Origin of the sequence: Virgibacillus sp. 7505 (assembly GCF_002272135.1) — a bacterium.
In the GTDB taxonomy this organism is placed as follows: domain Bacteria; phylum Bacillota; class Bacilli; order Bacillales; family Amphibacillaceae; genus Terribacillus.
In genome coordinates, this window is sequence record NZ_NPBF01000028.1 from 110631 (window position 1) to 128798 (window position 18168).

Genomic DNA, 18168 nt, shown 5'->3' on the forward strand with positions numbered 1-18168 from the left:
AGGGTGATACGTGATGACAGAAGCATGGCAGCGTTTTGCTGCTGCGTTGCTTGCGGGCGATGAGCGGCAGGCGTACACAGTTTTAGCAGAGGATACAAGACCAAGTATACATGTGTACAAGGAAATCATTACACCGGCGATGTATGAAATAGGGGAGAAATGGCTGCGTAATGAGATCACTGTAGCAGATGAGCATTTGGCGACGAGCGTCTGTGATTTTGCGTTGGCACAGTATATCTATCCATTCAAAAGGCGAAACAGACAATCAGGTAAAAAAGCGATGTTTCTTTGTTTGGAGGATGAACAGCATGTTATCGGTTCAAAGATGGTTGCAGCTCTATTTGAGGAAAACCATTGGCAGGTCAGGCATATGGGACCGAATCTTCCATTATCTCATGCATTGAAAAGTGCAGAGCAATGGCAGCCCGATGTAGTCGGTTTGTCGGCGGCCATTCCTTATCGAATCACTGCCTTAAAAGAATATATAGCTGCATTTGAGCAATTATCCTGGGTACCTCGAATTCTGGTTGGGGGAAGAGTTGTCGCTATGCATGATTTAAGAGCTTATTGCGGTAGACAGACAAGCATCATCTACGATCTCGAACAGATTGCTGCATGGCTTGAGGTAAAAACGGAGGCCTCGGCAGATGGTGTCCGGTAAATTCCTTCCCCTTCCGTATTTTCTGCTTGATGAGGAGCTTACCATACTGGATTATTCCCGTCCTGCCAGCGATATCTTTTTAATTGGCGATAATTTCATTACGTTGGTCGATGAAGAGAATAGGCAGAAAGTAAGCCAGTATATACAGCCTCATTTTTCGGAAATGAAAATAGAACTTAATATGAAAACGAAACGCGACCCTCTCGCGGTGTTCGGCATTTCTGTGCAATGGGAAGGCAATAAAGTGCATATACTATGTGTGGAAAAAACAAAAGAGGTAGACACTCTCTCAGATCAGCTGATAAAGCTCCGAAGCAGACTGTCAGAAACAGATTTTGAACTGCTTGGAAAGAAGGAAGAGCTGGAGGATGCGATAGCTCGAATTCATAAATTGAGCGGTCCATTCATCCCTCTTTATGCAGAAGCGGGGCTTGTCCCGTTGTTCGGAGATCTTCAAGCTGATAATCTGCAGGTGATTGAGGAAAATATTTTGTATCGTATTGAGGAAGGGGATTACGAGCAAGTATTCTTCGACTTCCATGCAGTGGGAAATATAACGGACGATGGAAAAAGGCAGCTTGGTCAACTATTCGAAACTATCCAGCTGATGGGGACAAAAACAGTAATCGTCGGACTATCTCCGACACAGGTCAGTGGACTTAAGTCAAAAGGGACGCTGCAGGCGGTTTCTATGGCTAGCTTAAAACAGGCGATAGCCAAATATATAAAAAAGCAGAACCAAAAGTAGTTCTGCTTTTTTTCTTATAGGTCGACTGTATAAACGTCGCTCTTGTTCACATTTTTCAAATATATCTTGTCTGGTTTGATTTCGAGTACAACATAATCTGGATCATCTGGTCCGTCAAGCCAAGCGCTGAAGCTATCCTTCCAAAGCTGCTGTTTCAGCTCCGAAGATTCACTGACTTTTGCTTCAGCCTCGATTTCAACATACTCATCTCCGACGCCGTCGCCGTTATATCCTAGCAGGATATGGACGTTATGATTGTTTTCAATATCGTCCACCTTGTGTGAACTGCCGCTTGTTGCGCAATATAATGTATATCCTTCGTTGAAGAAGGCCATATAGCGAGTATAAGGCTTACCACCTTGAACGGTAGCAAGTGTGCCGATCTTTTGATTTTCCAGGATCTGTTCCACATGTTTTCTGACTTCTGCTTGTTCCATCATGATCTCCTCCTTCTGATTTCTAAAGGTAGTATCCCTTTTTTGGCAGCTTATTAAACCCGAAAAAAGGGAAGTGTATATGGAGTGGAAGAAAGACTCGTCTAAAAGCCAACTAATGGAGGGAATCGTATGACTAAGATGCAGGAAGAGAAAAAACCACAAACAAAGTGCCAGTCAGAATTTGGCGAGTTAAAGCATGTTGTTGTCTGTCCGCCGGCATATATGGAAATACGCAAAGTCATTAACGAAACACAAAAGCATTATCTGAATCATAATATCGATCAAGATCTAGCTATGAAACAGCATACTGACTTTGTAAAAGCTTTAAGGGATCACGGAGTGGATGTGATGTCACTGCCGGCTCATGAGCAATTTAATGAACAAGTATATACCCGGGATATCGGTTTTTGTATAGGCGATACGTTATTTACTGCAAATATGGGTGATGAAATACGCAAAGGGGAAACAAAAATACTTCGGGAATGGCTGGAAAAACAAGGACTTACATACAAGATGGTAGATGAGGGAACAATTGAAGGCGGTGATGTCGTTGTTGACCGTCAGCGTGTATGGATTGGCCTCAGTAAACGGACAGATGAGAAAGCCGTACAGCAAGTACAGCAGCAGCTGCCGGAATATGAAGTGATCCCAGTAAGGATCCGTGAGGATATCCTTCATTTGGATTGTGTCTTCAATTTGGTCCGGGAAGACCTGGCAATTCTTTACCCAGATGCTTTTGAACGGGACGATCTAGAACGTTTCCGTAAACTGTACAACACAATCGAAATTTCGGAAGAAGAACAATTCTATATGGGTACGAATATCCTTTCCTTTGCACCTGATAAGCTATTAAGCCTGCCTTCAAATAAGCGGGTCAATGAGGCATTGCGTGAGGAAGGAGTGACAGTAATCGAAGTAAACTTCTCGGAAATCATCAAATCCGGCGGTTCTTTCCGATGCTGTTCCCTCCCGCTGCAGCGCCAATGAACGTATAAAAAAGAAAGAAATATATATCCTAAGGCTTGGCTGGTATGAGCGGATTGCTTTACTTCTGTTCCAAGCCTTTAGCATAATAAAATGTGGAGGCGATCAGATTGGATAATTTTACGTTTTATAACCCAACAAAATTGATTTTCGGTAAAGACCAATTAGATAAATTGAAAGAGGAAATTCCTGCATATGGGAAGAAAGTATTGCTTGTCTATGGCGGCGGAAGCATTAAGCGCAGCGGCTTGTATGAAAAGGTATTGAAAGAACTAGAAGAAATCGGTGCAGAAGTATTCGAACTTTCTGGAGTAGAACCAAACCCGCGCGTTTCTACTGCGCGTAAAGGTGTGGAAATCTGCAAAACTGAAGGAATCGATGTATTGCTTGCAGTTGGCGGCGGAAGTGTAATCGACTGTACGAAAGCTATTGCAGCAGGTGCGAAGTATGATGGAGATGTATGGGATATCGTAACCAAAAAAGCATTCGCAGACGATGCTCTTCCATTCGGTACTGTACTCACCCTTGCAGCGACAGGTTCTGAAATGAACTCCGGTTCTGTTATCACGAACTGGGAAACAAATGAAAAGTACGGCTGGGGAAGTCCTCATACATTCCCGAAATTCTCTATCCTGGATCCGCAGAACACATTCACTGTACCGCGTGATCAGACGATCTACGGTATCGTCGACATGATGTCACACGTATTGGAGCATTATTTCCATACAACGACGAATACAGAATTGCAGGATCGCTTCTGTGAATCCCTATTGCTTACGGTAATGGAAACAGGACCGAAGCTGCTTGATGATCTGGAAAATTACGATTACCGTGCAGCTATCCTTTACAGCGGAACAATGGCTTTGAACGGCGTATTGAACATGGGCTATCGCGGCGACTGGGCAACACATAACCTGGAGCATGCTGTATCTGCTGTGCATGACATTCCGCATGGCGGCGGTCTGGCAATTCTATTCCCGAACTGGATGAAGCATGTACTCGACGATGAGACTGCACCGCGCTTCAAACAGCTTGCTGTCCGTGTCTTCGGTATCGATCCAACAGGCAAAACGGATAAAGAAGCTGCACTTGAAGGAATTGATGCATTACGTGCTTTCTGGAACAGCATTGATGCACCAGCTACGCTTCGGGATTACGATATCTCCGAAGACAGCTTGGAATTGATGGCTGAAAAAGCATACGCGAACGGCGAGTTCGGCGGCTATCGCAAACTGAATAAAGAAGATTCCCTTGAGATCTACAAAGCATCTTTCTGATAATCAGAAGAGAGCCTGCGCATAAATGCGCAGGCTCTTTTTTTAGGAGCTTACCATCGTACCGCCGTTCACATGAATGATCTGACCAGTTACATAAGAGGAATCCTCGGAAGCTAGGTAAACATAGGCCGGGGCAAGCTCATAAGGCTGACCGGCACGTTTCATTGGTACATCCTGCCCGAATGTGGCAACATCCGCTGCTGAGAAACTGGAAGGAATGAGCGGTGTCCAAATTGGCCCCGGCGCGACACCATTCACTCTGATCCCTTGTGTTGCAAGATTTTGGGATAACGCTCTCGTGAAACCAACAATAGCACCTTTTGTGCAAACATAATCAATCAGATCTGGTTTTCCTTCATACGCAGTCACTGATGTTGTATTAACAATCGTGCTTCCTCTTTTCAGATGCGGCAGTGCAGCTTTTGTCAGATAGAAGAAAGCAAAAATATTTGTGTGGAATGTTGCATCCCATTGAGCGGTAGAGATATCGGTCAGCGAATCCTGAGGGAATTGGACACCATGATTATTTACGAGAATATCCAATTTTCCATAAGTGTCGATTGTATGGGAAATAACAGCCTGGCAATGTGCTTCACTCCGCAAATCACCGACAATCAGTGTGCAGCGCTGCCCAAGCTGTTCTATCCGGTTCTTTGTCCGTCTGGCATCTTCGTTTTCGTATTCATAATAGTAGGCAATAACAATATCGGCACCTTCCTTGGCAAAAGCGATGGCAGCAGCTGCACCAATTCCGCTGTCCCCTCCAGTGATGATTGCTGTCTTTCCTTTCAGCTTTCCTGAACCTTTATACGTGTCTGTCTCAATAATTGGCTTTGGCCGCATCAGCCCCTCTATTCCAGGCTGCTGGTCTTGGTGCTGAGGCGGAAAGTAAAAGTTCGTGCCGGGTTGGACCGGCCGGTTTTTGCTATATTGCTGCTGCGTCAATTCTTGTCCTCCTCTTCATTCGTGGCTCCAAATGAAATATATGCAATAGATGCCCTTGATTTGCCAAAAAAGAGGAATTTTACGTTAGGAAACAGAACAGAAGGGGAAAAGGATTCAGAATGTGATTTAATACGAGTTGGAAAGGGGTCTTATTCATGGAAAAAGTATTTATCAGTCCAAGCCGGTATGTTCAAGGAAAGGGTGTACTTCAGAAAGCTGGGGAGTATGTGAAAAAAATCGGTGACAATGCCCTTGTCCTTGCAGATGAATTTGTCTGGGACTTGGCGGGAAATACAGTGCTTGAGAATCTGGAGCAGAGCGGTATCCAAACGAAGAAGACCGTATTCGGAGGAGAAGCATCAACAGAAGAAATCAAGCGTATTGCTGCTGATGGGAAGGAAAGTAATGTTGTCATCGGTATCGGAGGCGGAAAGACACTTGATACTGCAAAAGCAGTAGCAGACGAGCTGCAAGTTGGTGTTGTCATCATGCCGACAACAGCATCAACTGATGCTCCTACGAGCGGATTGAGTGTTATCTACTCTGAGGAAGGAACATTCGAAAGCTATAAGTTCTACGACAAAAACCCGGACCTTGTCCTTGTCGACACAAAGATCATCGCGCAGGCACCACCTCGTTTCCTGGCTTCCGGAATTGCAGATGCAATGGCTACGTGGGTGGAAGCACGTGCTTCTATCGAGGGACGCGGCAAAAACATGGCTGGCGGACTGGCTACGATTGCTGGACAAGCGATTGCAGAAAAAGCGGAAGAAGTTCTTTTCGAGTACGGATTGCTTGCTTATGAGGCCAACAAACGACAAATCGTTACACCTGCTTTGGAAGCGGTTGTCGAAGCAAATACACTGCTTAGCGGACTTGGGTTTGAGAGCGGCGGACTAGGTGCGGCACACGCCATCCATAATGGCTTCACCGCGCTGCACGGAGAGATTCATAGCCTTACCCATGGTGAAAAGGTTGCGTTTGGTACGCTGACACAGCTTGCGCTCGAGGATCGTACACTTGATGAAATCAACACGTACATTGATTTCTACCTTTCCCTCGGTCTCCCAGTAACACTGGAAGACATCAAACTTAAGGATGTTTCGGATGAAGACTTACTGAAGGTTGCCGAGCTTGCAGTGCAGGAAGGTGAATCGATTCATAACCTGCCTGGTACCATTACAGCAGATCAAGTCGTAGATGCCATTAAAGCAGCAGATCAATACGCAAAAGCTTATAAAGAGTTGATTGGCTACGAAGCCTGATTAACAGAGATAAAAAGCTGGAACAGGAAAAAAAGTTCCAGCTTTTTTCTTTTGCCCATTGACGTGTGTTTCTGTACTAGTGTACTATGTGATTAATACAGTAATACATCAGGAGGGTTTATTTCATGAAAGCTTGGCTAGCATTAGTAAAGAAGGAATTTCGTGTCGGTTTGCCAATTTTGCTTTTAGCAATCGTACTATTCATTGTCGGCTTGGTTATAGTTACCGTCAGTACTTATCGCTTTGGGTATGCTTGGGATGGTGTTGGAATCATCGGATTAGCCTGGGGCGGCGGACACTTTTTCTTCCTGGCAATCTACATGCTTTACAGTCTCGCGGTGGAGAGAAAAAGGTTGCATCTCTGGCTTCACAATCCGATGCATGCCTCGGGGCTTCTCGCAGCGAAGTTAGTAACAGGCACAGTTTACATGATCATTTCATTGCTTGTCGTAAGTATTGCAGCATATGTGGGAGGTTTGCACTTTGTAGAGTTCTCAGAGGGCACGTGGTTCAAGATTGGTTTGATTGCCTTCGTGCATGTAGTTATGTTCGCAATAGATTTTTCTGTATATGTCATTCTTGCATATGTTGTATTTCTGTTATTGGAAAGATACATGCCGGCATTCCTTAGCGGAACAGTGGTTTTCATCGGATGGTGGGTATTCGCTTATCTTTTCTTCGGTCTCATAGGGAATTCAAAAATTTATGCTGCTATTTCAGAATGGGGAAGAATCGACTTAGGCTTTGTCGCTAATTCACTTCAATTCGACATTAGTATTAGGGAAGCAATAGTCAATTTTCAAGGTGAAGACACTTTCATCTATGCTGGTAACTACGTCATTGAACTGATCACCATTCTTATCATCTATTTCATCGCATCCTGGTTATTAGACAAAAAAGTAGAGGTGTAGAGTATGACCGATACATTTCAATCATCCCAGCCCATATATCTGCAGCTGGCAGATAGGCTGAATAGACAAATTGTCAGCGGCGAGCTGAAGCCTGGCGACAAGCTGCCTTCCGTACGGGAAACGGCAGTTGCATCGAAAGTAAATCCGAATACGGTACAACGGACGTACCGCGAACTGGAGGCATCGGGAATCGTGGAATCACGCAGAGGGCAAGGAACATTCGTTACGGAAAATGAAGATATTCTCCTTTCTATACGTGAGAAGCTGAAGCAAGAACAAATACAGAATTTCATCCAAGTCATGCATGATATGGGCTATGAGAACGATGAGATCACAAAAGGCCTGCAAACCTATCTGGAAGGAGGAGCAGTGAATGATTGAATTTAAGAATGTGACGAAACGGTATATGACAAAAACAGCATTGCGAGACGTGAATTTAAAGCTCGATAAAGGCAAGATCATAGGTCTTGTCGGGCTGAACGGAGCAGGTAAATCAACAACGATGAAGCTGATTGCCGGATTGATTAATCCGACCAAGGGATCTGTGGAACTGGAAGGTAAGAAAGTGACGCGCCGGATAGCGTCGAAGGTGAGTTATCTGTCTGAGCTGGATGAGTATTATACCTTCTATACTGTCCAGCAGACAATTGATTTCTTTGCGACGCAATTTCCTGATTTCAATAAAGAAAAGGCAGAGGAAATTCGTGCATATATGAATCTTGATGCCAATACAAAAGTAAAACATCTGTCCAAGGGGAATCGCGGCAGGCTTAAAATTATTCTCACATTGTCCAGGGAAGTGCCTATCCTCTTGATGGATGAGCCGCTTTCCGGGTTGGATCCGCTTGTGCGGGACTCCATTGTAAAAGGTCTGATTACATTTGTAGACACGGAGAAGCAGCTTGTTCTCCTTTCCACGCATCAAATCATGGAAGTTGAAATGATTCTTGATGAAGTGATTGCAATCAAAGATGGTGAGCTGGTGGATCACAGGAATGTAGAAGAACTGCGCTACGATGAGCAGAAGGGCATATTGGAATGGATGAGCTCGATCTATGAGTAAAGAAGCACTTCAACTCTTATTACAAGCAAAGGAGCGAAAAAGCATGCAAAAACAGCCAGCAGTAGAAATAAAGCAGGTTACCAAAGTGATTCGCGGCCGAAAAATCATCGACCGTATCAATTTTTCCATCTATCCCGGTGAGGTATTCGGCTTTCTAGGGCCGAACGGGGCCGGTAAAACAACGACAATCCGGATGATTGTCGGACTAATGGGCATAACGGATGGAGACATTCTTATCAAAGGCAATAGTATCAAGACATCCCATGGCGCAGCTATGAAACATATCGGTGCCATCGTCGAGAATCCCGAGATGTATAAGTATCTTTCCGGTTATCTGAATCTTGTGCATTTTGCGAGGATGAGCGATGGCGTAGATAAGAATCGGATCGATGAGGTTATCGAGCTTGTAGGCTTGAAGAATCGGATCAACGATAAGGTGAAAACATATTCCCTCGGGATGAGACAACGTCTCGGTATCGCACAGGCCCTGCTGCATCGTCCGGATGTACTTATCCTGGATGAACCCACGAATGGATTGGATCCGGCTGGGATTCGGGAGATGCGTCATTATATCCGCAATCTTGCTGAAAAAGAAGGCCTTGCCGTTATCGTATCCAGCCATTTGCTGAGCGAGATGGAATTGATGTGTGATCGAATCGGAGTCTTGCAGCAGGGTAAAATGCTCGGAGTGCAGCAAGTTCACGAGATGTCGAGTGAGCAGACACAAATGGTCAGCTTCCAAGTCGAACCATTGGAACAAGCTGGAGCTGTCCTCCGTGATATGGGCAGCAAGCAACCGCAGATCAAGGATAAACAAGTCTTTGTCGAGCTGACGCGTGATGAAATTCCAGCAGCTGCTGCAAAGCTTGCTAAGGAAGGAATCAGTATTTACGGTATCCAAGCAGAAACAAAGACATTAGAAGATACATTCCTGGAATTGACTGGAGGGAAGGAAATTGTCTAAATTCATCGGGTTGGTGCGAAATGAACATATGAAAACATTCCGTCGTCTATCAACGTGGATCATGCTGGGAATTGCGGCTGCCTTGCTGATTACGATTGCAGCTTTTACAGCGTATTACGCTGAGGACAGCAGCGGAGACTGGCGAGCAGATACAGAGCAGCAGATACAGGATCTGCAGAAGCAAGTTGAAAATGGCGATGTGGATGCAGCAGCTGCCCAACAGGATATGGCTGCAATGCAATACCAGCTGGATCAGGATATCGCACCAGTTCAAAGTGATTCACTTGCTGCTTATATGGAAAGTGTCATGTACTACTGTGCACCGTTTCTGATTCTGTTCATCGCTATCATTGCAGGCGGACTTGTTTCCACTGAATTCGGTACAGGGACAATCAAACTATTACTTACTAAAACGCCTTCACGTTTCAGTGTGTTAACTTCCAAGTATGTAAGTATGTTCATCACAACAGTTATCTTCTTTGTATTCTTTATTGGATTTTCCTTTATTGTCGGCGGTCTCTTCTTCGGATTCAATGGATTTGACGCGAAAAGTGTGATTTTTGATAATGGAGAAGCTGTGGCAACTAATATATTGGCTTCTACCATGAGAGATTACGGATTGAACTTTATCCAAACATTCATTTATGCGACAATTGCATTTGCTCTATCTACTATCTTCCGTAACACAGCCTTGGCAATTGGATTTTCAATCTTCATTTCCATGTTCTTCCCGACCATCAGTTTCATACTTTCCAGATATGAATGGTCGAAGTATATCTTATTCAATAACGTGGATCTGACAGTATATAACCCAGGTAACACACCAATCGTGGACGGCATGACACTGGGCTTTTCAGTTGCGGTAATGGCTATCTATTTTGTCATCATCACTTGCATAACTTGGTTCAGTTTCATGAAACGAGACGTTACAGCTTAAGCACTTCAGTTGCTTTATGTTTAAAATAACGGTAAAAAGGAAGTAGTAATAATGTATGCAGCTTTTTAAAACTAACAAACGAAATAGGAGTGAATTAACATGAGTGACGTATTATTCACATCTCACGCAAAAGCAACTGGCGGTCGTGAAGGACATGTAAAATCTGATGATGGTTTGATCGATCTTGATCTTGTCCAACCAGGAAGCAAAAAGGATAGCATAGGTTCCAATCCGGAGCAGCTATTCGCTGCTGGTTACTCTGCATGCTTCGATGGAGCATTCAACCATGTAGCAAGAGCTGAGCGCAAACGCGTTGAGACGGAAACTTCTGTTGATGTCAGCCTACTGAAAGATGGCGATGGATTTAAAATCGCAGCTGCTATCACTGTAGATGTTAAAGGTGTTTCTCAGGAAGAAGCGGAAGATCTATTAGAAAAGACGCATCAGTTCTGCCCTTACTCCAAAGCGACTCGCGGCAACATCGATGTAGATTTGAAAGTGAACGTTGTAGAATAACAAGCAAAAAAACCACTTCCCATCTGGGAAGTGGTTTTTCTATGCTCATTTTTTGCGTTGGAATAAAAACTTTGCCAGCAATGTCTGACAGATGACGAACAGACCGCCGACCGCCCAGTACAGCGGAAGTACAGCTGGTGAGCTGAAAGAGATAAAACCAATCATGAGCGGAGAAATGATACCGATCATACGGGCTTGCTGTCTTCTGGCTGGATCAACGCCAATTTGGGAAACACGATATTGCAGCCAATAAACTGCCATCGCAATAACCATGAGGGCGATATCCGGTGTTCCAAGATTAAACCAGAGGAAATCGTGCGTCGCGATTTCGGGTGTATTTCGAATAGCTGAATAGAAGCCGATCAGGAAAGGCATCTGAATCAAAAGCGGCAGACAGCCCATCGCGGAAAATGGATTCATGCCGTGTTTACGATACAACTCCATCATTTCCTGCTGCTGCTTCTGTTTCGACTCAACATCGGTTTTGTTTTTATATTTTGCCTGCAAAGCATCAAGCTCTGGCTTGAATAGCTTCATTTTTTCCTGTGTTTCATAACTCTTCTTAAGCTGCATCAGCATGAAAGGCATCAGGATGAGTCGTACCGCCAACGTGATCAAGATGACACTGATTCCGTAATCGTCATTGAAATTGCCAGCAATCCATTTGATCAAGTAAGAGAAAGGACTGATGAAGTAATGGTTGAACCATCCTTCACTAGTTGTGCCTCCGCTGCTGCTTTGGCATCCTGCCAGCAAAACTATCAGACCTATGGAGCTTAAGATAATACCGTACTTTTTAAAGAATGTGGATACAGATGTGCGTTGCAATTTGTTTTTCCTCCTTGTTGTATCGATTGGTTATCTGGATACAAACAAGAAGCTGCTTCGCCATCATCATCCGGACCGTCTTTCCGCATGGTAGTGCGGGCGAGCCAATGAACGATCGGCCTGCTGTAAGAAACGGCAGTAGGAGTATGCGATTGCCAGCTGTCTAACGTGCAGACATGCTGCCATTGCATCGCATCACTAGTACGAAAACGACTCGTAACTTTCGTTGTTGCTCTATGTGCCAGGATAAAAGTCATCGTCAGCCCGATATAAAAGACCAACGACGTAAAATCATCCGCGAATATATTCCAAAAAGCATACAGCATCTGTATACACCTCCTTTCGTCCCTTCTATTTTCCTATAGTTCTAGAAACTTGTCAAAACTGCGCAGGGATTTTCGTTTCGTTTGGAGAAATGGCTAAGAGAAGCGTTTTCTCTGCTAACAGCGGTTTATTTGAACAGTTTTATGACGGAGGGGGACGAACATGATAAACTGGTTAACAAGACTACAAGCTGCAGAGGTGAAACCGATGTTCAAGATACGCGAAGCAAAGGTCTCGGATTATGACCAAGTCGCTGTTCTGTACAAGGAATTATACAATACGCATTATACAAATCAGCCGGAGCATTTTGCCAAGAAGGCAGAACCGCTTGACCAGCACGTTTTTGAAAGCAATATATACTTAGATAATAAGAAAGTATTCTTAGTGGAAAAAGCAAAGGAAGTTATGGCTTTTGCTACGATACGGGTGACGAACGAGACAATCTCTCACAAGGCACATATTTTCATTGAAGAATTCTGTGTGCGTTCCGATATGCGCGGCAAAGGAATCGGAGGACATCTATTTGAAAAAATCAAGCGCCATGGGAAAAAGATAGGGGCATCAGAAATAGAGCTGAATGTGTGGAATTTTAACAACCGTGCAGAAGATTTCTACGTCAAGATGGGCATGCAGACACGCTCAAAACGAATGGGAATATCATTGAAATAAGTATATAATTGTCGAATTGACCCCTCGTACAGAGGGGCTTTTCTAAGTCAAGTAAAAAAGTTAAAAATTTGTAAAAAATTATGTAGCCAAGCTCTTTTATGCCATTTATAATAATCTGGAATTACATAAATATATTTCCAGGAGGATACATACGTGACAAAGAAGCTATTGGTTGGAATAATCATGGTTTTGCTTTGCCTGCAAGTAGTAGCACCACAGACGGCGTCTGCTGCTATTAAACAAAAAGACCTTGAAGCCTACGCGGCTGAGCTAGGTACAGATGTGGAAGGTTTGAACCGTTATCTGGTAGATTTTGAGTGGGGAACAATTGAAGATTTTGAACCAAGTTCTATCGATGAATTGCGTGATTGGCTTGGAGAGCCGGTAACAAAAGAAAATTTACAGTCTTTCTTGAAAGAGACTGGTTATACAGTTGAAGATATAAATGCAAGTTTGAAAGAAATGGGTTTGACGGATTATACTGCAGAAGATATTTTACTTTATGAAGATTTGTCCTGGGTAATGGGTTATCCTGCTACTTCGCAAAATCTACAGGAACTTGCAGCAGAAGTAGGTCTAACAGAAAAAGAATTGGCTGATTTGTTTGCTGCGAATGGATTGGATTTATACAGCTATGGAACTATGGAAGAATTAAATGAAGTGATTTACAACGATATAAACGGGGTATCATTGTATTTCCTATTGCGGGAAGTAGAATTGAGCCAGGAGGAATTTGACCAGCTGCTTGCGGATAACGGTGTGAAGCTGGAAGATTTCTCAAGCTATGAAGAGCTTATGGATTTCGTTTATGAAGAATCGGGTTATTATGAGTTCTCCCGCGAGGATTATTGGGAAATGCTGAGTTCTTTCCTTGATCTTATCGGAGTAAGCCAGGACGAGTTTTTCCGGGCTTATGATCATCTGGAAAGTGTAGTATTGAGCGATCCGGAAGCATTCATTTCTGGTCTGGAAGATATTGCACTTCGCGCAGAAGCATTGGGAGACTTTGAAACTTCCACAGAATTAACGGAAGAGCAAGGTAAAGAGCTTCTCGCAATTTGGAATGATTTGATGAATATCTTCCAAATGAAAGCTGAATTCTATCTGGTAGATGGAAATACGAAAACACCTGTGACGTTTGAAGAACTACTGAAAGTTACGGATCTCGAGAATCGTATTTTGCTTGTAGATTTGTTTGACTTACAGGGTAATCACCTATTGAACTTTACTATAACTGGTGAATTGTTTGGTTCTGATTTGCTCACAGGTGCTCCAGCAGTAGAAGTACCTGTACAAGAAAAACCTTCTGAATCAGAACATAAGCACGAAGCCCCTGTATTAAAAGAGAAAGTAACAGTCACACCAACGAAGACTGCGACGGAGACAGTGAAAGAAGAAGGCAAACGTCTTCCGGATACAGCTTCTCCTGTTGGCAATATTCTAGTAGCCGGTGCAGTATTGATGGCTGCTGGTGCAGTATTATACGCATGGAACCGACGGAAGAGACATAGTAATTAATAATGTAAGCACCACGAATCATTTGATTCGCGGTGCTTTTTCTATATAAAAAGTGAAACAATCTGACAAGGTGCTCCGTACATATTATGGAAATAACAAAATTGTTACAGGGAAAGGGTGAACGAGATGACAGAACCGGCAATGCAGCTGATTGGTCTGAAGAAGCAAATCGGTTCGAAACTGATTGTGAAGGGTTTGGACTTCGACATTCAGCCGGGTGAGGTATTCGGATTCCTCGGACCAAACGGAGCAGGTAAAACAACGACAATTCGGATGATGGTAGGCTTGATTCGTATATCAGAAGGCGACGTGCGGATACAAGGAAAAAGCATCAAGACGGACTATAAAGAGGCAATCCGCCATGTTGGAGCAATTGTCGAGAATCCGGAATTATATGGGTTCATGTCCGGATACAAGAATTTGCTTGTATTTTCTAGGATGATTCCCGGTATATCAAAGGACCGCATTGATGAAGTAGTGAAACTCGTAGGATTGGAGAAGCGCATTCATCAGAAAGTGAAGAGGTATTCCTTAGGTATGAGGCAGCGGCTTGGCATTGCACAGGCATTATTACATAATCCGTCCATTTTGATATTGGATGAGCCGACGAATGGTTTGGACCCGTCAGGTATCCGAGAAATCCGTCAGTATATCCGCAGATTAGCAGAACAAGAGAATGTTGCAGTCATTGTCTCCAGTCATTTGCTTTCGGAAATGGAGCTTATGTGTGACCGGATCGGCATTTTGAAGAATGGGGAACTTATTTCCATCCAGCAAATCCAAAATATTGAAGAGAACACACCAGCAGAAGTCGTGCAGATTGATTGTCCGGCTGCCTTTCACGAAAAAGCACAGCGCCTCTTGCAGGAGGAATTCGGAATCACTGCAATGGCGAGCGGTGAGAAATTGGCATTTCCGATAACGCGGGAAGAAATTCCATCCATCATCAGAGCACTGGCTGTCGCCGATATCGAGCTGTATGGTTTTGCAGTGGAACGGAAGACACTAGAGGATAAATTCTTACATGTGATTGGAGAGAATGTCATTGAGTAACTTTTTCCAGCTTGTTCGAAACGAGCAAACGAAGCTGTACAGCCAGCTGTCGACGTGGATCATGCTTGGCATTCTTATAGTGGTAGTACTAGGCTTCGCTATTCTGATGCGGACAGCAGATGGATTTGTATCGGATTATGATGATGCGACATGGAAGCAGCAATTGCAAGAAGAGAACGAATCACTTGCGGAATTCGACCCGGCAGATTCAAATATCTTAATCAATAACTACCGGATAGAGAATGATTTGAAACCTGAAGGCATGACGGCTTGGGAATTCCTTTACCAGGGTAATTTCCTAACCAGTGTGCTCAGCTTGCTGACAATCATAGTAGCTGGCGGAATAATAGCAAATGAATACCGCTGGGGAACAATTAAGCTCTTATTGATTCGTCCGGCGACAAGGACGAAGATTTTCTTTGCTAAATATACAAGTGTATTGCTTTTTGCTTTGACTGCATTGATTGTATTATTTGTCTTCTCTTGGTTATTCGGAATGTTGTTCTTTGGTCTTGGGGGCGACGGTTCCATGCTGCAAGTGAAAGATGGGGAAGTCGTTGAGATCTCTGTGTGGACCCGAATAGCACAGGACTATGGCCTGCAGCTGGTGAAGCTGGTCGTATGGGCAACATTCGCCTTCATGATTTCCGCGGCATTCCGAAATGGAGCCCTGGCAATCGGAACAGCCATCTTCCTAATGTTTGTCGGGAGCTCGGTTATTCCATTCATTTACGATAAGCCATTTGCGAAGTATGTCTTATTTTCGAATCTGGATTTGACTCAGTTTACAACGGGTATGAAATTAATTGATGATTTAACGCTTACATTCGCGATTGTGACTATAATTGTGTATTATCTTATCTTTTTAGTCGTAGGATGGGTATTGTTCGCCAAACGCGATGTAGCAGGTCATTAAAATAAGAGAGGGGAATTGAAATGGTAAAAAGAACAGCAGAAAAAGTGTTAGTAATTATTGGAGCAGTTTTGTTTCTTGTCTTTGCGGTTTGGTCAGTTATAGGTCTTGGAGGTGCTGATGAAGCAACAACTAATGAACTCGTAAACCAAGGTTTAACGGCAGAGGATGCATCTATGTTTACTGATCTAGTGACGGGTATGTCTATCTGGTTCATTATCCTATATGTAATATGTGCTATTCTTGGTTTTGTTTCTTTAGCTATGCTGAAACCAAATAAAAAAGCAACAGGAGCAGGTATTCTTCTTATTATTACAGCAGTACTTGGTACGGTCCTATCTGTCTTTACAGGCATCATTGGCGGCATCCTTTATTTGATCGCAGGTATCATGGCGATTGTGCGAAAGCCTGTTGAGCAATATAATGATAGAGGAGAAACGTATTAAGAAGTAACGCAGGAAGGAGGTTTGACATGTTGAAACGAACAGCGGAGAAGGTACTTGCCATCATTGGTGCAATTGTCTTCCTCATTACTGCGGTCATGACAACAGTTCAGGTAGCTACATACGATCCTGAGGCTGCTCGCGATCAGATACTCGAAAGCGGAGTTGATCAAACAGTTGATACTGGTATGATTGCCGATATCGCAGGCTCCATTGGAATCTTTGTCATAATCGTGAGTGTCATTAGTGCCATCTTAGGTATTGTGGCAGCAGTTAAGCTGAAGACGGATCGTAAACAGACTGGCCTTGGTATCATGCTTATAATCGTGGCATTAGTAGGTTCTATCGGTACTTTCCTATCGGGCTTTATCGGCGGAATGGTTTATATTATTGCGGGTGTTATGGTGCTGGCGAGAAGACCAGCCGATGAAATCAGATAATAAGAGAGAAAGAGGGAAAACGGTTGATCAAACGTACTGCGGAATTAGTCTTAGGAATTATAGGAGTAGTATTTAATGTCTTGGGTGCTATTCTTGTTGGTTTGTTCATGGGTGTAGCGGGTAATTCCATCAATGAAGAGATAAAGAATGATCCGACTATCACTGCTGAAGATGCAGCATTAGCCAGCAATTTTGTCGATGGTTTAGGTTGGTTCTATGTCATCGTTTGTGTGATCGGAGCCATTCTTGGTGTGGTAGGTATCTTGCTTTTGCGCCGTAACAGCAGTGCCATAGCTTCCGGCGTGATCTTCATCGTTGCTGCGGTTTTGATAACGTTCTTGACGTTATTCGTTGCAATTATACCAGCGATTCTCTATCTGGTTGCGGGTATCTTGGCAATAGTCCGCAAGCCCATTGATACAAATGAAAATACAATAGAGAGTTACTGAATCCATGAAGGGGCACTGCCATTGGCAGTGCTCCTTTTTAAAGGGATAATGCTAGGAAAGCTAGCAGTATGCCGCTTATATAGCTGCATAGCAAGTAACCGAGAGCCATGGCTATTTTCCTTCTGCTGCCCAGTTGAACAATCTCCAAGAAAAAAGTGGAGAAGGTCGTGAATGAGCCGAGAAATCCAACGGCGAGGAAGTTATGCCAGCCCGATCCCCAATCTGCTTGGAGCACGAGTCCGATTAGGAAGGAACCCATAATGTTAATCAGGAAGGTACCTAGAGGGAAGTTGTTCCTCCAAAATGTTTCGACTCGTCTGCTTATTTCGTAACGAGAAATTGCTCCAAGCCAGCCGCCGGCAAGTACCATGATAAGACTCATAAAGACTGCTCCTTTATGACTTGACTCGGCGAAAGTCGAAGACCAATGAGCAGTGCTGCTATTCCGCCTGTTGTACTGCAAACGAGATACACCAAGCCAATATGTGTCATGCCATCTTGGATGAGAAGGGCTGTTTCCAGGCTGACAGTCGAAAAAGTTGTAAATGCTCCGATCATGCCTGTTGTCAATGCTTTGGCTAGAGCAGGTTTATCTGCAAAGTAGCGCCTTTTCACAAAGTTAGTCATATAACCCATGGCGAAACATCCTATCATATTGATGCAAAGCGTCCCTGTTGGAAAATTACCAGTCTGCGGTACCAATGATCCAATAAGATAACGGAGAAGGGCACCAATACTGCCGCCGCAGCCAATTGCGAGATACATTTTCATACACAAAACCTTCTTTGCCCGCATATAATGCTGTATGCCTGTATTATACCCC

The 18168-nt window shown here is 43.8% G+C and carries 24 protein-coding genes; 18 read left to right on the top strand and 6 right to left on the bottom strand.

Going from position 1 to position 18168, the window contains the following annotated elements; all coding sequences use genetic code 11:
• Positions 1–13: 13 nt before the first annotated feature.
• Both CHH91_RS13385 and CHH91_RS13390 read left to right on the top strand, forming a co-directional pair.
• Positions 14–661: a cobalamin B12-binding domain-containing protein gene (locus tag CHH91_RS13385; protein WP_095223962.1), complete on the top strand. Its 648-nt coding sequence runs from the start codon at positions 14–16 to the stop codon at positions 659–661.
• On the top strand, positions 648–1409 hold the full coding sequence (locus CHH91_RS13390; RefSeq protein WP_095223963.1) for an STAS domain-containing protein: 762 nt from the start codon (positions 648–650) through the stop codon (positions 1407–1409). The genes CHH91_RS13385 and CHH91_RS13390 overlap by 14 nt, the downstream gene beginning before the upstream one ends.
• A 14-nt stretch (positions 1410–1423) precedes the next feature.
• On the opposite strand, the gene CHH91_RS13395 is transcribed toward CHH91_RS13390, so the two are convergent.
• Positions 1424–1849: a pyridoxamine 5'-phosphate oxidase family protein gene (locus CHH91_RS13395; RefSeq protein WP_483372403.1), complete on the bottom strand. Its 426-nt coding sequence runs from the start codon at positions 1847–1849 to the stop codon at positions 1424–1426.
• Between the two features lie 126 nt (positions 1850–1975).
• Here CHH91_RS13395 and CHH91_RS13400 point away from each other — a divergent pair, with 126 nt between their 5' ends.
• Both CHH91_RS13400 and CHH91_RS13405 read left to right on the top strand, forming a co-directional pair.
• Positions 1976–2833, top strand: coding sequence for a dimethylarginine dimethylaminohydrolase family protein (locus tag CHH91_RS13400; protein WP_095223965.1), 858 nt, complete (start codon positions 1976–1978; stop codon positions 2831–2833).
• Positions 2834–2940: 107 nt separating this feature from the next.
• On the top strand, positions 2941–4107 hold the full coding sequence (locus tag CHH91_RS13405) for an iron-containing alcohol dehydrogenase (RefSeq protein WP_095223966.1): 1167 nt from the start codon (positions 2941–2943) through the stop codon (positions 4105–4107).
• A 42-nt stretch (positions 4108–4149) separates the two neighbouring features.
• Here CHH91_RS13405 and CHH91_RS13410 read toward each other — a convergent pair whose 3' ends face one another.
• Positions 4150–5052, bottom strand: coding sequence for an SDR family oxidoreductase (locus CHH91_RS13410; RefSeq protein ID WP_095223967.1), 903 nt, complete (start codon positions 5050–5052; stop codon positions 4150–4152).
• Positions 5053–5207: 155 nt separating this feature from the next.
• Between CHH91_RS13410 and CHH91_RS13415 the strand changes: the two genes are divergently transcribed.
• The 7 genes from CHH91_RS13415 to CHH91_RS13445 all read left to right on the top strand — a co-directional run bounded on the left by CHH91_RS13415 (position 5208) and on the right by CHH91_RS13445 (position 10708).
• On the top strand, positions 5208–6317 hold the full coding sequence (locus CHH91_RS13415; protein ID WP_095223968.1) for a glycerol dehydrogenase: 1110 nt from the start codon (positions 5208–5210) through the stop codon (positions 6315–6317).
• Between the two features lie 125 nt (positions 6318–6442).
• Positions 6443–7228: a hypothetical protein gene (locus CHH91_RS13420; RefSeq protein WP_095223969.1), complete on the top strand. Its 786-nt coding sequence runs from the start codon at positions 6443–6445 to the stop codon at positions 7226–7228.
• Between the two features lie 3 nt (positions 7229–7231).
• Positions 7232–7609: a GntR family transcriptional regulator gene (locus CHH91_RS13425; protein WP_095223970.1), complete on the top strand. Its 378-nt coding sequence runs from the start codon at positions 7232–7234 to the stop codon at positions 7607–7609.
• The gene (locus CHH91_RS13430) at positions 7602–8291 is read left to right on the top strand and encodes an ABC transporter ATP-binding protein (RefSeq protein WP_095223971.1); all 690 of its coding nucleotides are present in this window, start codon (positions 7602–7604) and stop codon (positions 8289–8291) included. Before CHH91_RS13425 ends, CHH91_RS13430 begins: the two co-directional genes overlap by 8 nt.
• A gap of 43 nt (positions 8292–8334) precedes the next feature.
• Positions 8335–9255 (top strand): ABC transporter ATP-binding protein, encoded by a 921-nt coding sequence (locus CHH91_RS13435; RefSeq protein ID WP_095224080.1) that lies wholly within the window; start codon positions 8335–8337, stop codon positions 9253–9255.
• Positions 9248–10192, top strand: a complete 945-nt coding sequence (locus CHH91_RS13440; RefSeq protein ID WP_095223972.1) for an ABC transporter permease — start codon at positions 9248–9250, stop codon at positions 10190–10192. Before CHH91_RS13435 ends, CHH91_RS13440 begins: the two co-directional genes overlap by 8 nt.
• Before the next feature lie 99 nt (positions 10193–10291).
• Positions 10292–10708, top strand: coding sequence for an organic hydroperoxide resistance protein (locus CHH91_RS13445; protein ID WP_095223973.1), 417 nt, complete (start codon positions 10292–10294; stop codon positions 10706–10708).
• Positions 10709–10753: 45 nt separating this feature from the next.
• On the opposite strand, the gene yidC is transcribed toward CHH91_RS13445, so the two are convergent.
• Both yidC and CHH91_RS13455 read right to left on the bottom strand, forming a co-directional pair.
• Positions 10754–11536 carry a membrane protein insertase YidC gene (yidC, locus tag CHH91_RS13450; RefSeq protein ID WP_095223974.1) on the bottom strand — a complete coding sequence of 261 codons (783 nt, stop codon included), beginning with the start codon at positions 11534–11536 and terminating at the stop codon, positions 10754–10756.
• Entirely contained in the window at positions 11485–11862 is a 378-nt protein-coding gene (locus CHH91_RS13455) for a hypothetical protein (RefSeq protein ID WP_095223975.1), read from the bottom strand. Before CHH91_RS13455 ends, yidC begins: the two co-directional genes overlap by 52 nt.
• 160 nt (positions 11863–12022) lie before the next feature.
• On the opposite strand from CHH91_RS13455, the gene CHH91_RS13460 reads away from it, so the two are divergent.
• The 7 genes from CHH91_RS13460 to CHH91_RS13490 all read left to right on the top strand — a co-directional run bounded on the left by CHH91_RS13460 (position 12023) and on the right by CHH91_RS13490 (position 17345).
• Entirely contained in the window at positions 12023–12529 is a 507-nt protein-coding gene (locus tag CHH91_RS13460) for a GNAT family N-acetyltransferase (RefSeq protein ID WP_095223976.1), read from the top strand.
• Between the two features lie 153 nt (positions 12530–12682).
• Positions 12683–14047, top strand: coding sequence for a processed acidic surface protein (locus tag CHH91_RS13465; RefSeq protein WP_095223977.1), 1365 nt, complete (start codon positions 12683–12685; stop codon positions 14045–14047).
• Positions 14048–14173: 126 nt separating this feature from the next.
• The gene (locus CHH91_RS13470) at positions 14174–15100 is read left to right on the top strand and encodes an ABC transporter ATP-binding protein (protein WP_095223978.1); all 927 of its coding nucleotides are present in this window, start codon (positions 14174–14176) and stop codon (positions 15098–15100) included.
• Positions 15087–16016, top strand: a complete 930-nt coding sequence (locus tag CHH91_RS13475; RefSeq protein ID WP_286160782.1) for an ABC transporter permease — start codon at positions 15087–15089, stop codon at positions 16014–16016. Before CHH91_RS13470 ends, CHH91_RS13475 begins: the two co-directional genes overlap by 14 nt.
• A 20-nt stretch (positions 16017–16036) precedes the next feature.
• A complete protein-coding gene (locus CHH91_RS13480) occupies positions 16037–16459 on the top strand; it encodes a DUF4064 domain-containing protein (protein WP_095223980.1) in 423 nt (140 codons plus the stop codon).
• A gap of 26 nt (positions 16460–16485) precedes the next feature.
• Positions 16486–16896 carry a DUF4064 domain-containing protein gene (locus tag CHH91_RS13485; RefSeq protein ID WP_095223981.1) on the top strand — a complete coding sequence of 137 codons (411 nt, stop codon included), beginning with the start codon at positions 16486–16488 and terminating at the stop codon, positions 16894–16896.
• A 23-nt stretch (positions 16897–16919) separates the two neighbouring features.
• Complete coding sequence (locus CHH91_RS13490) at positions 16920–17345, top strand: DUF4064 domain-containing protein (protein ID WP_176465792.1); 426 nt, start codon at positions 16920–16922, stop codon at positions 17343–17345.
• Between the two features lie 37 nt (positions 17346–17382).
• Here the strand turns inward: CHH91_RS13490 and CHH91_RS13495 are convergent, their stop codons facing one another.
• Positions 17383–17727 (bottom strand): fluoride efflux transporter FluC, encoded by a 345-nt coding sequence (locus CHH91_RS13495; RefSeq protein ID WP_095223983.1) that lies wholly within the window; start codon positions 17725–17727, stop codon positions 17383–17385.
• On the bottom strand, positions 17724–18116 hold the full coding sequence (crcB, locus tag CHH91_RS13500) for a fluoride efflux transporter CrcB (protein ID WP_217973738.1): 393 nt from the start codon (positions 18114–18116) through the stop codon (positions 17724–17726). The genes CHH91_RS13495 and crcB overlap by 4 nt, the downstream gene beginning before the upstream one ends.
• Positions 18117–18168 lie beyond the last annotated feature (52 nt).

Coding starts and splice junctions, on each gene's coding strand:
- CHH91_RS13400 (WP_095223965.1), top strand. CDS start 1,976: ATGACTAAGATGCAGGAAGAGAAAAAACCACAAACAAAGTGCCAGTCA.
- CHH91_RS13455 (WP_095223975.1), bottom strand. CDS start 11,862: ATGCTGTATGCTTTTTGGAATATATTCGCGGATGATTTTACGTCGTTG.
- CHH91_RS13430 (WP_095223971.1), top strand. CDS start 7,602: ATGATTGAATTTAAGAATGTGACGAAACGGTATATGACAAAAACAGCA.
- CHH91_RS13445 (WP_095223973.1), top strand. CDS start 10,292: ATGAGTGACGTATTATTCACATCTCACGCAAAAGCAACTGGCGGTCGT.
- CHH91_RS13425 (WP_095223970.1), top strand. CDS start 7,232: ATGACCGATACATTTCAATCATCCCAGCCCATATATCTGCAGCTGGCA.
- CHH91_RS13495 (WP_095223983.1), bottom strand. CDS start 17,727: ATGAGTCTTATCATGGTACTTGCCGGCGGCTGGCTTGGAGCAATTTCT.
- CHH91_RS13460 (WP_095223976.1), top strand. CDS start 12,023: ATGATAAACTGGTTAACAAGACTACAAGCTGCAGAGGTGAAACCGATG.
- CHH91_RS13470 (WP_095223978.1), top strand. CDS start 14,174: ATGACAGAACCGGCAATGCAGCTGATTGGTCTGAAGAAGCAAATCGGT.
- CHH91_RS13435 (WP_095224080.1), top strand. CDS start 8,335: ATGCAAAAACAGCCAGCAGTAGAAATAAAGCAGGTTACCAAAGTGATT.
- CHH91_RS13415 (WP_095223968.1), top strand. CDS start 5,208: ATGGAAAAAGTATTTATCAGTCCAAGCCGGTATGTTCAAGGAAAGGGT.
- CHH91_RS13420 (WP_095223969.1), top strand. CDS start 6,443: ATGAAAGCTTGGCTAGCATTAGTAAAGAAGGAATTTCGTGTCGGTTTG.
- CHH91_RS13475 (WP_286160782.1), top strand. CDS start 15,087: ATGTCATTGAGTAACTTTTTCCAGCTTGTTCGAAACGAGCAAACGAAG.
- CHH91_RS13390 (WP_095223963.1), top strand. CDS start 648: ATGGTGTCCGGTAAATTCCTTCCCCTTCCGTATTTTCTGCTTGATGAG.
- CHH91_RS13485 (WP_095223981.1), top strand. CDS start 16,486: ATGTTGAAACGAACAGCGGAGAAGGTACTTGCCATCATTGGTGCAATT.
- CHH91_RS13385 (WP_095223962.1), top strand. CDS start 14: ATGACAGAAGCATGGCAGCGTTTTGCTGCTGCGTTGCTTGCGGGCGAT.
- CHH91_RS13480 (WP_095223980.1), top strand. CDS start 16,037: ATGGTAAAAAGAACAGCAGAAAAAGTGTTAGTAATTATTGGAGCAGTT.
- CHH91_RS13395 (WP_483372403.1), bottom strand. CDS start 1,849: ATGATGGAACAAGCAGAAGTCAGAAAACATGTGGAACAGATCCTGGAA.
- crcB (WP_217973738.1), bottom strand. CDS start 18,116: ATGAAAATGTATCTCGCAATTGGCTGCGGCGGCAGTATTGGTGCCCTT.